At 58.6% G+C, this 12,654-nt stretch carries 12 protein-coding genes; 3 read left to right on the plus strand and 9 right to left on the minus strand.

Going from position 1 to position 12,654, the window contains the following annotated elements:
- Positions 1-10 precede the first annotated feature (10 nt).
- The 5 genes from M9827_RS17330 to M9827_RS17350 are packed head-to-tail and all read right to left on the minus strand — an operon-like array spanning position 11 to position 4,483.
- A complete protein-coding gene (locus M9827_RS17330) occupies positions 11-496 on the minus strand; it encodes an aromatic-ring-hydroxylating dioxygenase subunit beta (RefSeq protein ID WP_250606334.1) in 486 nt (161 codons plus the stop codon).
- On the minus strand, positions 477-1,775 hold the full coding sequence (locus M9827_RS17335; RefSeq protein WP_250606335.1) for a Rieske 2Fe-2S domain-containing protein: 1,299 nt from the start codon (positions 1,773-1,775) through the stop codon (positions 477-479). The genes M9827_RS17330 and M9827_RS17335 overlap by 20 nt, the downstream gene beginning before the upstream one ends.
- Positions 1,776-1,789: 14 nt before the next feature.
- On the minus strand, positions 1,790-2,722 hold the full coding sequence (locus tag M9827_RS17340) for a flavin reductase family protein (protein WP_250606336.1): 933 nt from the start codon (positions 2,720-2,722) through the stop codon (positions 1,790-1,792).
- A complete protein-coding gene (locus M9827_RS17345; protein ID WP_250606337.1) occupies positions 2,719-3,135 on the minus strand; it encodes a DUF4440 domain-containing protein in 417 nt (138 codons plus the stop codon). Before M9827_RS17345 ends, M9827_RS17340 begins: the two co-directional genes overlap by 4 nt.
- Positions 3,116-4,483 (minus strand): MFS transporter, encoded by a 1,368-nt coding sequence (locus M9827_RS17350; protein ID WP_250606338.1) that lies wholly within the window; start codon positions 4,481-4,483, stop codon positions 3,116-3,118. The genes M9827_RS17345 and M9827_RS17350 overlap by 20 nt, the downstream gene beginning before the upstream one ends.
- 105 nt (positions 4,484-4,588) lie before the next feature.
- On the opposite strand from M9827_RS17350, the gene M9827_RS17355 reads away from it, so the two are divergent.
- The gene (locus M9827_RS17355; protein ID WP_250606339.1) at positions 4,589-5,476 is read left to right on the plus strand and encodes a LysR family transcriptional regulator; all 888 of its coding nucleotides are present in this window, start codon (positions 4,589-4,591) and stop codon (positions 5,474-5,476) included.
- Positions 5,477-5,838: 362 nt separating this feature from the next.
- Here the strand turns inward: M9827_RS17355 and glpD are convergent, their stop codons facing one another.
- The 4 genes from glpD to M9827_RS17375 all read right to left on the minus strand — a co-directional run bounded on the left by glpD (position 5,839) and on the right by M9827_RS17375 (position 10,903).
- Positions 5,839-7,374 (minus strand): glycerol-3-phosphate dehydrogenase, encoded by a 1,536-nt coding sequence (glpD, locus tag M9827_RS17360; protein ID WP_250606340.1) that lies wholly within the window; start codon positions 7,372-7,374, stop codon positions 5,839-5,841.
- Between the two features lie 246 nt (positions 7,375-7,620).
- Positions 7,621-8,376, minus strand: a complete 756-nt coding sequence (locus M9827_RS17365) for a DeoR/GlpR family transcriptional regulator (protein WP_007916700.1) — start codon at positions 8,374-8,376, stop codon at positions 7,621-7,623.
- Positions 8,377-8,471: 95 nt separating this feature from the next.
- Positions 8,472-9,974 carry a glycerol kinase GlpK gene (glpK, locus tag M9827_RS17370; RefSeq protein ID WP_016986644.1) on the minus strand — a complete coding sequence of 501 codons (1,503 nt, stop codon included), beginning with the start codon at positions 9,972-9,974 and terminating at the stop codon, positions 8,472-8,474.
- A 77-nt stretch (positions 9,975-10,051) separates the two neighbouring features.
- Complete coding sequence (locus tag M9827_RS17375) at positions 10,052-10,903, minus strand: MIP/aquaporin family protein (RefSeq protein ID WP_250606341.1); 852 nt, start codon at positions 10,901-10,903, stop codon at positions 10,052-10,054.
- Between the two features lie 362 nt (positions 10,904-11,265).
- Here M9827_RS17375 and ybaK point away from each other — a divergent pair, with 362 nt between their 5' ends.
- On the plus strand, positions 11,266-11,736 hold the full coding sequence (gene ybaK / locus M9827_RS17380) for a Cys-tRNA(Pro) deacylase (RefSeq protein WP_250606342.1): 471 nt from the start codon (positions 11,266-11,268) through the stop codon (positions 11,734-11,736).
- A 95-nt stretch (positions 11,737-11,831) separates the two neighbouring features.
- Complete coding sequence (locus M9827_RS17385) at positions 11,832-12,614, plus strand: PhzF family phenazine biosynthesis protein (RefSeq protein WP_250606343.1); 783 nt, start codon at positions 11,832-11,834, stop codon at positions 12,612-12,614.
- Positions 12,615-12,654: the final 40 nt, after the last annotated feature.

A 12,654-nucleotide genomic window follows, 5' to 3' on the forward strand; every position in this document is an offset into this window, starting at 1 on the left:
TCTCGATCGATCAGATAATGAGTTGCAGGCTTTCAAGGGCGCGTGCGGGGTTGAGCAACAGGATCTTCTTGCCGTGAATCTTCCACGTGCCATCGATGTTGATCAGTTGATGTTCGACGGTCACCGGGTAGTGCCATTCGTTGTCGCCGCGGGCTTCGCAATAGAGCATGTTGGAACTGGCGAAGGCGCTGAACGAGGCTGCGTCGAGCGTGATGCGCGGGCGCTGGGCGATGTGCAGGCTGCGACTCTTCGGCTGCTGGGAAAAGTTGCGCGCGTTGGCCAGCCGGTTGATCCGCAGCGTGGTCAGAAAGCGGTCTTCATATACCAGCGACGATTCGTGCAACGGGCTGCGTTGCTCGCGGGTCATTGGAATCCAGTAGTGGTAGTCATCGCTGAGCAGTTGTTGCCAGGCGTCGAAATCCTGCTGGTCGAGCAGGTGCAGTTCGGTCTCGATCAGTTGCTCGATGGCGTGGTGATTAGATTGATCGTGTTGCATGGTCGTCCCGCATCAATTGCTGCCAACTGTTATAGAAATTACGCATGGCCATTTCGCTGGTGCCGGACACCACTTGAGTCTGCGCATAGGATTCGTTCGGGCTGAACAGGCGGGCGACGTTGACCCATTCGTTGGCGTCGCTGCCCAGGCCTTCCATGGCCCGTTCGTACATTTCCACGTCGTCATGGGCGACCATCGAGCACGGCGAGTTGATCAGGTTGTTGTACTGCACGGTTCTTTCCAGCAACTGCACGGGAGCGCCCTGCAGTTCGAAGATCCACGATTCGACGATGGTTTCGCGGGCGCTGACCGGTTTGATCACGCGCAAGGTCTGGATCGGGCCCTTGACCATCAGGTTGGGGAAATACACGGTGTTGTGACGCGTGTCGTCGAGGATCGCCCGGGCCTGCTTTTCACCGTAGCTTTCGACCATCAAGTCCCAGTAACCGGGAATGTCGGTGTAGGCCTTGTGGATCGAATTGCTGACCCCGGTGTGCCCGTGGCCGTTGGGCCAGACCCGAATGCCCATGCCGGCGAAAAAGTCGTAAGAGGCCATGAACGGCGAGAACAGTTCGACGGCCATCGGTGGCTTGCCCTGATCGCCGGTTTCCTGCCACAGGCGTATGGCTTCGCCGGCGGAAGATTCGTGGGCGATCATCGGGTGACAGGTGTCGGTCTGGTTGTCGACGACCATTTTCCAGTTGCAGCGATGGCGGTGCAGCAATGGCTGGCCGATTACTTTCAACTGGCCCTGCGGCGAGCGCATGACCATGTTGTCGAGTGTCGACAGCGACTCGCCAAAGAACTCCTCGAAGCCGATGCCTTCTTCCGTCAGGCGGACAAAGACGAAGCCGCGATAGTTGTGCACCGCGTTCACCGGGCGCATGCCTTTATGTGCGGAACAGCTGCTGAGGTCGCAGTCGTCGTATTCCTTTTTCACCGGAATGCTCAGCAGTTCGCCGTCAGTCTTGAATGTCCAGGCGTGGTACGGGCAACGCATGAAGCGGCCGACATTGCCGCGTGCTTCGGCCAGCACTTTCACGCCTTTGTGCGGGCAGCGGTTGTGCAGCACGACGATGGCGCCGTTCTTCTGGCGAACCATCGCCAGCGGCTGTTGCGCGAGGGTGGTGGTGAAGTAGTCGCCGGTCTCCGGAATCAGGCTGTCGTGACCCAGGTAACACCAGCTCGCGGCGAACACGCGCTGCTGCTCCTGGTCGAAAAGCGCCTGATCAAGGAACAGAGATTTATGCACTTCCCTGCCATTGAAATAGTTGTCCAACGGGGTGTCCTCTTTCAGATCGCCAGTTTCAGGCGCGGGCTTTTGGCGCGGGAGACGCAGGGATAAATCCGCGCGCTGCACGCCGCTTCCTGTTCGCTCATGATGAAGTCGCGGTGATCGACATCGCCTTCCAGTACGTCCAGCGCGCAGACCCCGCACTCGCCACGACGGCAGTCGTAAAGCGGATCGAGTCCGGCTGCTTCCAACGCTTCGAGCAACGATTGTTGCGGGCCGACATTGACGCTGACGCCGGAGTCGACCGCCTCGATGACGAAGCCTTGCGCGGCGTCATCGCGGGCAACATTGAACACCTCCAGATGGATCTGCTCACGAGCGAGGCCGACAACTTCGGCGTGGTTGAGCACTGCACTGAGCAGCGCTGCCGGGCCGCAGACATACAGGCGGTCATCGGCGCGCAGATCGGCGAGCACTTCGCTGATCGCCGGGCAACTGCCGGAGAGGTGCAGTTGCAGGCGTTCTTGCAGTTGTTCTTGCAGGTGCCGTGTGTAGACCGCGTCGTCGGCGCTTCTGGCGAAGTAATGCAAGTGCGCAGGGCGGTTCAACGCGTCCAGGTGGCGCAGAATACCGGTCAGCGGCGTGATGCCGATGCCGCCGGCAATTGCGATATCACGTCCGCTGTCAGCACTGAGCGGGTAGTTGAAGGTGTTCAACGGGCCTTCCAGTTCCACGCTGTCATTTACAGCCAACCCACGGATGTACTGACTGCTGGCGGAGTCCGGCGAGAGGCGGATGGCGAAGGTGAACTGTCCATCCTCAACCGCGTTCACATGCACCGTCGAGTAATGACGACAGTCATCCAGACCCGGGATCAGCCATTTGAAATGCGCACCGGCATGGGTCATATCCGACAGGGAGGCCGGACCGCTGACGGTGACTTCCTTGATCGACGCCGAGAGCATTCGGCAGTGGGTGACGGTGTATTTCATGCAGGTTTTTCCTGGCTCATCGGTGTTTCATGCAGGTACAGCCACTGGACGTCGTGGTGCTGCACGCGAAGGATCGCCAGCGAAATACGCGAGGTTTCGCTCTGATTCAGGCGATGGGTTTCCTTGTAACGCAGGGCCACGGTCGAACCTTCGTGCCAGACCGTGTGCGGGTCGCTGATCAGAATCTCCAGACCTTTGCGGGCACCGACGGCGCCGCTGAACAGTTGCTCGACTTGCGCCCGACCGACCACGGCGGCCGAGGTGGTGACCATGCTGAAGTGCTCGGCAAACACCTCCATCAGCGGCGCGATGGCGTCTGCGCCGGCCCCGTCGGCGTCGGTAAAGACGCGGTGAATCAGCTCGTGCACGTGGTGAATACTGTGTTGCGCTCGTTCAACCAGGTTGTTGTTCATGGCATTCCTTTGGAGGGTTCAATTGACTCATCTGAAACAGCGGGAACAGCCCGACCAGCGCGGCAATCGCGAACGTCGCGTGGTAGGCCTGTGTGGTGTCGAACTGCTTGAGCAGCACATTGAAGATCATCAGGAACAACGCCGCACCGAGGCTGAACGACATCTGCCGATTGATGTTCCAGATCACGCTCGCTTTGTGTGTATCGCCGCCGGCAAAATCCATCAGTGAAGTGGTTTGCGCGGTGTTGGCGCCGATGCCGCCACCGATACCCATCAGGCTGTAGGCGATGACGATCACCCACAGGTCCGCCGGGTCATTGACCAGCATCAGCGTCGCGATGCCGGCGCTGTGCAGCAGCATGCCGAGGGTGAACAGGCGTTTCGCGCCGACGCGGTTGTAGACCCGGCCACAAATCGTCATCGCAATGAAAGCGCCGATGGCGTAGAGGATCATGAACATCCCGGTCAGTCGGGCACTGAAGTGCAGGGTGTTCTGCAGGAAAAAAATGCTCATCAGGTTGACCCCGGTGAACACGCCGGGAATCGCGTAATAGATGAAGATCGAGGTGCTGAGTTTTTTACTTTTGAGCAGGCTCAGTTCGATGATCGCGTTGCTGCAGCGGCGGTAGTGCCGCAGGTACAGCGCGATGAACAGCAGGCCTGCCGCGACGCAGATCAACGCGGCCAGTGCCGGATAGTCACCACCGTACAGCGACATGCCCATCAGCAGGCTGGCGAGTGCAGCGCTGACCAGCAGCAGGCCTTTGATGTCCGGGCGTGGCAGGTCGGTCGGTTTGCTTTCCTTGATCCAGAACCACGACAGCCCGGCGGCGATCAACGAGAACGGGATGTTGCTGTAGAACACCCACCGCCAGGAGCTGCTGTCGACGATGATGCCGCCGACCGTCGGCGAAATGGCCGGGGCAATCAGCGCGACAGCCATCACCAGTGTGGATATTTTCGCCCGCTGCTCGCCCTGAAACAGGTTGAAGGTCAGCGCCTGACCGACCGGGATCAGCAAGCCACCACCGATGCCCTGAACGAACCGCCAGATCACCAGTTCGTGGAAACTGTCAGCCATGCCGCACATCCACACAGAGCCGGTGAAGACCAGCATCGAAGCGGTCAGAATCTCGCGGCTGCCGAAACGCCCTGCCAGCCAGGTGCTGACCGGAATAATCAGGGTCAGGCCAAGAATATAAGCATTGGCGACCCACGCCACGGATGAAGTACTGACCTGTAAAGTTGCCGATATACTGGGCAATGCCACAGCCGACATAAATATATTTATACAGTCAATAAAGAAGCCGATCAGAAAGATCAGCGCGATCTTATAGCGATAGTTCATGTTGTATCCCCTTTGCCGTGCAGCATAGGGGCGATGGACTTGAAGTGTCGATACGACTATGCTTAAAACAATGTTTGACAGGATTTAACAGTGAGCCATAGCGCCATGCACTCTCATCTTAATCGGGTTCAGACGTTTCTTGCGGTGGTGGATTTTGGTTCTTACACCAAGGCCGCTAATTATCTGAGTATCAGCAAAGCCATGGCCAGCCTGCATGTCAAGGCGCTGGAAGAAGTTTTGTCGGCGACGCTGTTGATCCGCAATACCCGGAATATATCGCTGACCGAAATAGGTCAGGAGTTTTATGAGGAATTCAAAGGTATTGTCGCTGACATCGATAATGCGTTTGATAATGTCCTGAAGGGTAATAATCGGGTGTCTGGAAAGTTGCGAATTAGTTCAACCAGTGAATACGGTGAAAAGTATATCCTGCCGTTGATTCCACTGTTTTCCGAGCGTTATCCGGAAATTCGCCTGTGCTACAACTTCAATTCTTCGTTGAATGATCTGGTTGCGGAAAAGCTTGATCTGGTGATCCGTCTGGGCAACTTGGCGGACTCGGCATTCAAGAGTCGCAAGTTGGCCGATTATGAAATCGTGCTGGTGGCCACCGAGGCATTTCTCGCCCGGCATCCGGTGCGGGAACCGCAGGACCTGAACAGCGTGCCGTGGATCGCCAACAGCAATTTGCAGGCGCCGACCCAGTGGACATTGCGCCATGGGCCAGGGCAGGGCGTCGAAGTCGGCGGCACCAGTCACTTCGAATCGAACTCGTCGACGGCGATTCGCTCGATGACGTTGTCTTCACTGGGCGTGTCGGTTCTGCCTGCCTGGGTGGTGGCAGATGACATTGCCGCCGGGCGTCTGGTGCGCTTGCTGCCGGAGTATTCGCTGCCTTCGCAGTCGATCAATGTGGTATTTCCCAACACCCCTCACTTGCCGCACAAGTCGCGGGCGTTTATTGATTTTCTGTTGTTGCATCTGGCGCAGTGATACCGGCCCAAAAGCCCCTCACCCTAGCCCTCTCCCAGAGGGAGAGGGGATTGATCGTGTTGTCCCTGCGAGTTACGCCGAACTGAAATATCGAGTCGACCTCAGGATTGGAAAAGCCTCCCGATCGGCTCCCTTTCCCCTCGCCCGGAGGAAGAGGGGACTGATCGCGTGGTCCTTGCGAGTGATGCCGGCCTGAAATATCGAGTCGAACTCAGGATTGGAAATCTCCGCCGATCTGCTCCCTTTCCCCCTCGCCCCTTGGGGGGAGAGGGCTGGGGTGAGGGGGCTGGATTTCATTGGCACAACAAAAAGCCCCTGAATCTCTCAATTCAGGGGCTTTCGTTTAAGCGACGTTCCGCAGATCAGGCCGCTTCGATCTTGCGGTTCTGCTCAACCTTGCCCAAATAAGCAGCGAGTTTTTCCTGCTCTGCCGGCGTGGTGAACAAACCGAGTTTGCTACGGCGCCAGAGGATATCGTGGGCAGTGGTCGCCCACTCTTCGCTGCACAGGTAATCGACTTCACGGGTGTAGAGCCCGCCGCCGAGGTGTTCGCCCATGTCGGCCAGGGTTTCCACGCCTTCGAGCATGCGCCAGGTGCGGCTGCCGTAAGTGGTGGACCAGCGACGGGCGATCTCGGTCGGCACGAAGTCGAACTTGTCGCGAATCAGCGCGCTCAAGGCCTGTGGCGTGGTCATGTCTTCACCGCCGGGCAGCGTGGCGGTGGCGGTCCAGCTCGGGCGCATCTGGGTGAAGAACGGCATCAACTGGGCCATCGCCGACTCGGCGAGTTTGCGGTAGGTGGTCAGCTTGCCGCCGAACACCGACAGCAACGGTGCTTCTTCTGCACTGCCGGACAGCGCCAGGGTGTAGTCGCGGGTGACGGCTGACGGGTTGTCGGACTCATCGTTGCACAGTGGGCGTACGCCCGAATAGCTGTGCTGGATGTCGTCACGGCTGAGCTGCTTCTTGAAGTGAGCGTTGACCACGTTCAACAGGTAGTCGGTTTCGGCGTCGGTGATTGCCACTTTCGCCGGATCACCGGTGTACTCACGGTCGGTGGTGCCGATCAGGGTGAAATGGTTCAGGTACGGAATGGTGAACACGATACGCTGATCTTCGTTTTGCAGAATGTGCGCGTGATCGCCTTCGTACAGCTTCGGCACGATGATGTGGCTGCCCTGAATCAGACGGATGCCGTACGGCGATTCCATTTTCAGGTCGTCACGGATGAACTTGGCGACCCATGGGCCGGCGGCGTTCACCAGCGCTTTGGCAGTGATCGAAAACAGGCTGCCGTCGGCACGTTCCAGATGCAGGTGCCACAGGCCTTTGGTGCGACGGGCGCTGACGCAACGGGTCTGGGTGTGCACGTGGGCGCCTTTTTCGCGGGCGGCCATGGCATTGAGTACAACCAGGCGGGCGTCGTCCACCCAGCAGTCGGAGTATTCGAAGCCTTTCTTGATTTCGCTCTTCAATGCGCTGTCGGCGCCGAACTTCAGGCTTTTCGAACCCGGCAGTTTTTCCCGCTTGCCGAGGTTGTCATAAAGGAACAGGCCGGCACGGATCATCCACGCCGGGCGCAGGTGCGGACGGTGCGGCAGCACGAAGCGCATCGGTTTGACGATGTGCGGGGCCTTGGCCAGCAGCACTTCGCGCTCGGCCAGCGCTTCCCGTACCAGACGGAATTCGTAATGTTCGAGGTAGCGCAGGCCGCCGTGGATCAGTTTGCTGCTGGCCGACGAGGTGTGGCTGGCCAGGTCGTCTTTTTCGCAAAGGAACACCGAAAGCCCGCGACCGGCGGCATCCGCTGCGATCCCCACGCCATTGATCCCGCCGCCAATAACGGCGATGTCGTAGATCTCGGAGAGAGGGGGCGTACGCAAGGTAGAGGTGGACATCGGCTGGCCTCGGGTTCTTTTGATTTTCTATATTGGAAATCGAACATGAATGTTCATTTGCGAAAATGGTAGCCCATAAACACGCGCGCAGCCAGTCGCGTTCGATTGAAAAAACTCATCGAAGGGCGATTAAAAGAAAATTTTCGAACATTAAAAGCAAAAGATCGCAGCCTGCGGCAGCACCTACAGGTCAAGTGAACTCATGTAGGAGCTGCCGTAGGCTGCGATCTTTTGATCTTGCGGGAGTTAGACGACTTCGAGGCGAATCTTGTGCTGACTCAACAATTGCGCGAGCGCCGGCACCGGCTGCTGATCGGTGACCAAGCAATCGATCAGGCTGATCGGGCCGAGGCGAATCATTGCATTGCGTCCGAACTTGCTCGAGTCCGCCGCCAGAATCACCTGCCGCGCATTGGCAATGATCGCCTGCGAGACCCGCACTTCCTGATAATCAAAATCCAGCAAACTGCCGTCTTCATCAATACCGCTGATCCCGACCAGCGCGAAATCGACCTTGAACTGATTGATGAAATCGACGCTCGCCTGACCGACTACGCCGCCGTCACGGCGCACATTGCCGCCGGTCAGCAGCACATCGAAATCATCCTTGGCACTGAGCATCGACGCCACATGCAGGTTGTTGGTGATGATCTTCAGATGATTGTGATTGAGCAGGGCACGGGCAATCGATTCGGTGGTGGTGCCGATATTGATGAACAGCGAGGCGTGATCGGGAATCTGTGCGGCGATGGCTTCACCGATGCGTTGTTTTTCATCGCGCATCTGGTCGGCGCGCATCGCATAGGCAGTGTTTTCAACGCTGGAATCATAGGCAGCGCCGCCATGGTAGCGACGCAACAGATTGGCTTCCGCGAGCTGATTGATGTCGCGGCGGATGGTTTGCGGGGTAACAACGAACAGCGTGGCCATTTCCTCGATGCTCACATAGCCGCGTTCGCGGACCAGCTCGAGGATTTGCTGCTGACGGGGAGGCAGATTCATGGGGCTTCCTTTGGGCTGCCGTGCAAAATTTGCCCATGATGCCGCAGGAATCCGCTCCCGACCAGTTAGATGCCTATCTGGATCTGAAGGTTGGCTTATTCAGCGTCTTCACGCGCCCAGTCACGGGTGCGGCTGACGGCTTTTTTCCAGCCTTTGTACAGCTTCTCTTTCTCGACTTCGTCCAGGCTTGGTTCGAACTCGCGCTCGATCACCGCTTTGCCGCGCAGTTCGTCCAGGCTGCCCCAGAAACCGCACGCCAGGCCCGCCAGATACGCCGCGCCGAGTGCCGTGGTTTCGCGCATTTGCGGGCGCTCGACCTGGGTGCCGAGGATGTCGGCCTGGAACTGCATGAGGAAGTTGTTCGCTACCGCACCGCCGTCCACGCGCAGGGCCTTGAGGCGTTCGCCGGAGTCCTGTTGCATGGCGTCGAGGACGTCGCGGGTCTGGTAGGCGATCGATTCCAGCGCGGCGCGGATGATGTGATCCACACGTACGCCGCGGGTCAGGCCGAACAGCGCGCCACGGGCATACGGGTCCCAGTACGGAGCGCCCAGACCGGTAAAGGCCGGTACCAGGTACACGCCGTTGCTGTCTTTGACTTTATTGGCAAAGTATTCGGTGTCGTGGGCGTCGTTGATGATCTTCAGTTCATCGCGCAGCCACTGTACGGTCGAACCGCCGTTGAACACCGCGCCTTCCAGTGCGTAAGCCACTTCGCCACGCGGGCCGCAAGCGATGGTGGTGAGCATGCCGTGCTGAGACTTCACCGCTTTGTCGCCAGTGTTCATCAGCAGGAAGCAGCCGGTGCCATAGGTGTTTTTCGCCTGGCCTGGCTCGACGCACATCTGCCCGAACAGCGCCGCTTGCTGGTCGCCAGCGATACCGCCGATGGCGATGCCGCTCTTGGTGCGACCGTAGATTTCCGAAGAAGCCTTCACTTCCGGCAGCATTTCGCGAGGGATGTCGAGGATCTCCAGCATCTTCGAATCCCACTCCAGCGAGTGAATGTTGAAGAGCATGGTGCGCGAGGCGTTGGTGTAGTCGGTGACGTGCACCTTGCCGCCGGTGAATTTCCAGATCAGCCAGCTATCGACAGTGCCGAACAGCAGTTCGCCGTTGCGCGCACGTTCGCGGCTGCCTTCGACGTTGTCGAGGATCCACTTCAGTTTCGTGCCGGAGAAGTACGGGTCGGTGACCAGACCGGTGTTGTCGCGGATGTAGTCTTCGTGGCCATCGCGCTTGAGCTGCTGGCAGATCTCGGTGCTGCGGCGGCACTGCCAGACGATGGCGTTGTACACCGGGCGGCCGGTGGTTTTGTCCCAGACCACGGTGGTTTCACGCTGGTTGGTGATGCCGATGGCAGCCACCTGATCGTGATGCAGGCCAGCCTGGGCCAGCGCTTCAACCATCACCGCGCTCTGGGTGGCGAAGATTTCCATCGGGTCGTGTTCGACCCAGCCGGCTTGCGGGTAGTGCTGAGCGAATTCGCGCTGCGCGGTGCAGACCACGTTCGCATCACGGTCGAAAATGATCGCGCGGGAGCTGGTCGTACCCTGATCGAGGGCAATGATGTAGTTCTTATTCTGAATGTCGGTCATGTCGATTGCCTTGGACTAAATAAGGGAGAGTGGGCCGGGGCGCAGGCTCTATTGGGCAGGAGCTTGCGCCGACTGTTTCAAGAAGTTCTTGGTTTGCCGTCAATGGCCGGTTCTGCATCCTTTGTAGCAGGTGTGGCGCCGGTCAGGTGACGGGCGATGAGCCCGCGATACCCGGCAGCGCCGAGGCAGGCACCGACAATCGGTGCAAAAATCGGAATCAGGAAATACGGAATATCGCGGCCGCCAGTGAAGGAAATTTCACCCCAGCCGGCGAAGAAAGTCATCAGTTTCGGACCGAAGTCACGCGCCGGGTTCATCGCGAAACCGGTCAACGGCCCCATCGAGCTGCCGATCACTGCGATCAGCAAACCGATTAGCAGCGGCGCCAACGGGCCTTTCGGCAGGCCGTTGTTGTCGTCCGTCAGTGACATGATCACGCCCATCAGGATTGCGGTGATGATCATCTCGACCAGGAATGCCTGAGCGGTGGACAGCACCGGATTCGGGAAGGTCGAGAACACCGAGGCCAACTCAAGGCTGGCAGTAGAGCCACGAACCATTTGGTGAGTTTGTTCGTAATCGAAGAAAAGATTGCTGTACAGCGTGTAAACCAACAGCGCGCCGCAGAACGCGCCGGCGATCTGGGCAAGGATATAGAACGGCAGTTTGCGCTTTTCGAAGTCGGCGAAGATCGCCAGCGCGATGCTCACGGCCGGGTTCAGGTGCGCGCCGGAAACCCCGGCCGTGAGGTAGATCGCCATGCTCACGCCGACGCCCCAGATGATGCTGATTTCCCACAGGCCGAAGCTGGCGCCCGCGACTTTGAGCGCGGCGACACAGCCAGTGCCGAAAAAGATCAGTAGTGCAGTACCCAGAAACTCGGCCATGCATTGGCTCGAGAGCGTTGGTTGCTGTAAAGCAGTTGTCATTGAAAACCTCGTTTTTTGTTGTTGTCTGGCGCTTTGCCGACAGGGCAAGGCGCGATTTTCCCCGAGTAGGAATCCCCATTCCGTTCCCGGTTTACTGCTCGGTGCCGCTGTGACGACAATTCTTACATTATTCAGATTCGAAAAAATATAGACAAGAAACAAACCTGTCAAAGGTCGAAAGTGAACCGTCGGTCACAATAAAACTATTCGCTGGGTGAATGATCCTTTGAGGTCGAGGCGCGCCGACGTCTGCGGAATGACTGCAAGCCACGGGAATCGCGGCTTGGGATAGAGCCTTTTGGGAGCTGATCACCTAGAATCCGGCGGAGGATATTTTCGCCATTGCCGAGCCTGGAGCTGCCATGACCCCTGCGTTGGACTTGTTGAAAAAAGTTCGTGCCGAACATCGCGTGCACAGTTACGAACATGACCCGAAGGCCGCGTCCTATGGCCTGGAGGCTGCAGAGAAACTGGCGCTCGAGCCGGCGCAGGTGTTTAAAACCCTGCTGGCAGCCAGCGAAAAAGGTGAGTTGCTGGTGGCGGTGGTGCCGGTCGTCGGAAGCCTCGACCTCAAAGGTCTGGCCCATGCCGCGGGCGTGAAAAAAGCCGAGATGGCTGACCCGGCAGCCGCCCAGCGCGCCACCGGTTATCTGTTGGGCGGCATCAGCCCGTTGGGGCAGAAGAAGCGCCTGCGCACGTTCATCGACAACTCCGCTCAGGGTTTTGCGACTATTTATGTCAGCGCCGGTCGGCGTGGGCTGGAGGTCGAATTGGCGCCCGCGGTGCTCGCCGAACATACCCAGGCGAAATTTGCCGACATCGGCCGTCCTTAGTTGTTATTGCTGTATGTAAAAAATTGACCGGTTCTGTCACTGGCGTTGGTCATATCGTGGCTGCATGCTCTGCCGACTGACTCAGGGAGAAAGTTATGCAGCTCGAATTTCATCAGGTCGACGCGTTCAGTGATCGGCCGTTCAGTGGTAATCCGGCGATGGTTTATCGGCTGGAGGCATGGCTCGCGGATGAGCTGATGCAGAAGATCGCCGCTGAGCACAATCTGGCGGAAACCGCGTTTCTGGTGCGCGAAGGTCAGGCTTGGCATATCCGCTGGTTTACCCCGACCACTGAAGTGCCGTTGTGCGGGCACGCCACGTTGGCCAGTGCTTATGTGCTGTTCGAAATCTACAAGGAAAGCGCCGAGCGTATCGACTTCACCAGCCAGTCCGGGCCTTTGAGTGTCAGCCGTGAAGAGGGCCGTTTGTGGCTGGACTTCCCGTCGATCGTGCCCTCGGAAATTGGCGTGACACTGGATGTCGAGCGAGCGCTGGGGGTTGAAGCGGTCGATGTGCTCGGCTCCAAAGAACTGTTTGTGGTATTGGAGTCGGAGCAGGCGGTACTCGATTGCAAGCCGGATATGGTCGCGCTGGCCAAATTGCCGTGGCTGGGTGCGATCGTCACCGCGCCCGGCAATCAGCACGATTTTGTCTCGCGGTATTTCGCGCCGGCGATCGGCATCAATGAAGATCCGGTGACCGGCTCGACGCATTGCAGCCTGATTCCCTATTGGTCCAAACGTCTGGGCAAGTCGAGCCTGACGGCGTGCCAGCGTTCGGCGCGAGGTGGGGAGTTGTTCTGTCGTCTGGAGGGGGAGCGGGTGAAGATCGGCGGCAATGCGACGCTGGTTGCCAGCGGTACCCTTATCCTCGGTTAAAAGCTAAAAGATCGCAGCCTTCGGCAGCTCCTGCATTGAT

The organism is Pseudomonas sp. AKS31 (assembly GCF_023634765.1).
Classification (GTDB): Bacteria; Pseudomonadota; Gammaproteobacteria; order Pseudomonadales; family Pseudomonadaceae; genus Aquipseudomonas.

Excerpts from the sequence above, each read along its gene's own strand:
- M9827_RS17330 (WP_250606334.1), bottom strand. The coding sequence starts at position 496 with ATGCAACACGATCAATCTAATCACCACGCCATCGAGCAACTGATCGAG.
- M9827_RS17340 (WP_250606336.1), bottom strand. The coding sequence starts at position 2,722 with ATGAAATACACCGTCACCCACTGCCGAATGCTCTCGGCGTCGATCAAG.
- M9827_RS17345 (WP_250606337.1), bottom strand. The coding sequence starts at position 3,135 with ATGAACAACAACCTGGTTGAACGAGCGCAACACAGTATTCACCACGTG.
- M9827_RS17350 (WP_250606338.1), bottom strand. The coding sequence starts at position 4,483 with ATGAACTATCGCTATAAGATCGCGCTGATCTTTCTGATCGGCTTCTTT.
- M9827_RS17355 (WP_250606339.1), top strand. The coding sequence starts at position 4,589 with ATGCACTCTCATCTTAATCGGGTTCAGACGTTTCTTGCGGTGGTGGAT.
- glpD (WP_250606340.1), bottom strand. The coding sequence starts at position 7,374 with ATGTCCACCTCTACCTTGCGTACGCCCCCTCTCTCCGAGATCTACGAC.
- M9827_RS17365 (WP_007916700.1), bottom strand. The coding sequence starts at position 8,376 with ATGAATCTGCCTCCCCGTCAGCAGCAAATCCTCGAGCTGGTCCGCGAA.
- glpK (WP_016986644.1), bottom strand. The coding sequence starts at position 9,974 with ATGACCGACATTCAGAATAAGAACTACATCATTGCCCTCGATCAGGGT.
- M9827_RS17375 (WP_250606341.1), bottom strand. The coding sequence starts at position 10,903 with ATGACAACTGCTTTACAGCAACCAACGCTCTCGAGCCAATGCATGGCC.
- ybaK (WP_250606342.1), top strand. The coding sequence starts at position 11,266 with ATGACCCCTGCGTTGGACTTGTTGAAAAAAGTTCGTGCCGAACATCGC.
- M9827_RS17385 (WP_250606343.1), top strand. The coding sequence starts at position 11,832 with ATGCAGCTCGAATTTCATCAGGTCGACGCGTTCAGTGATCGGCCGTTC.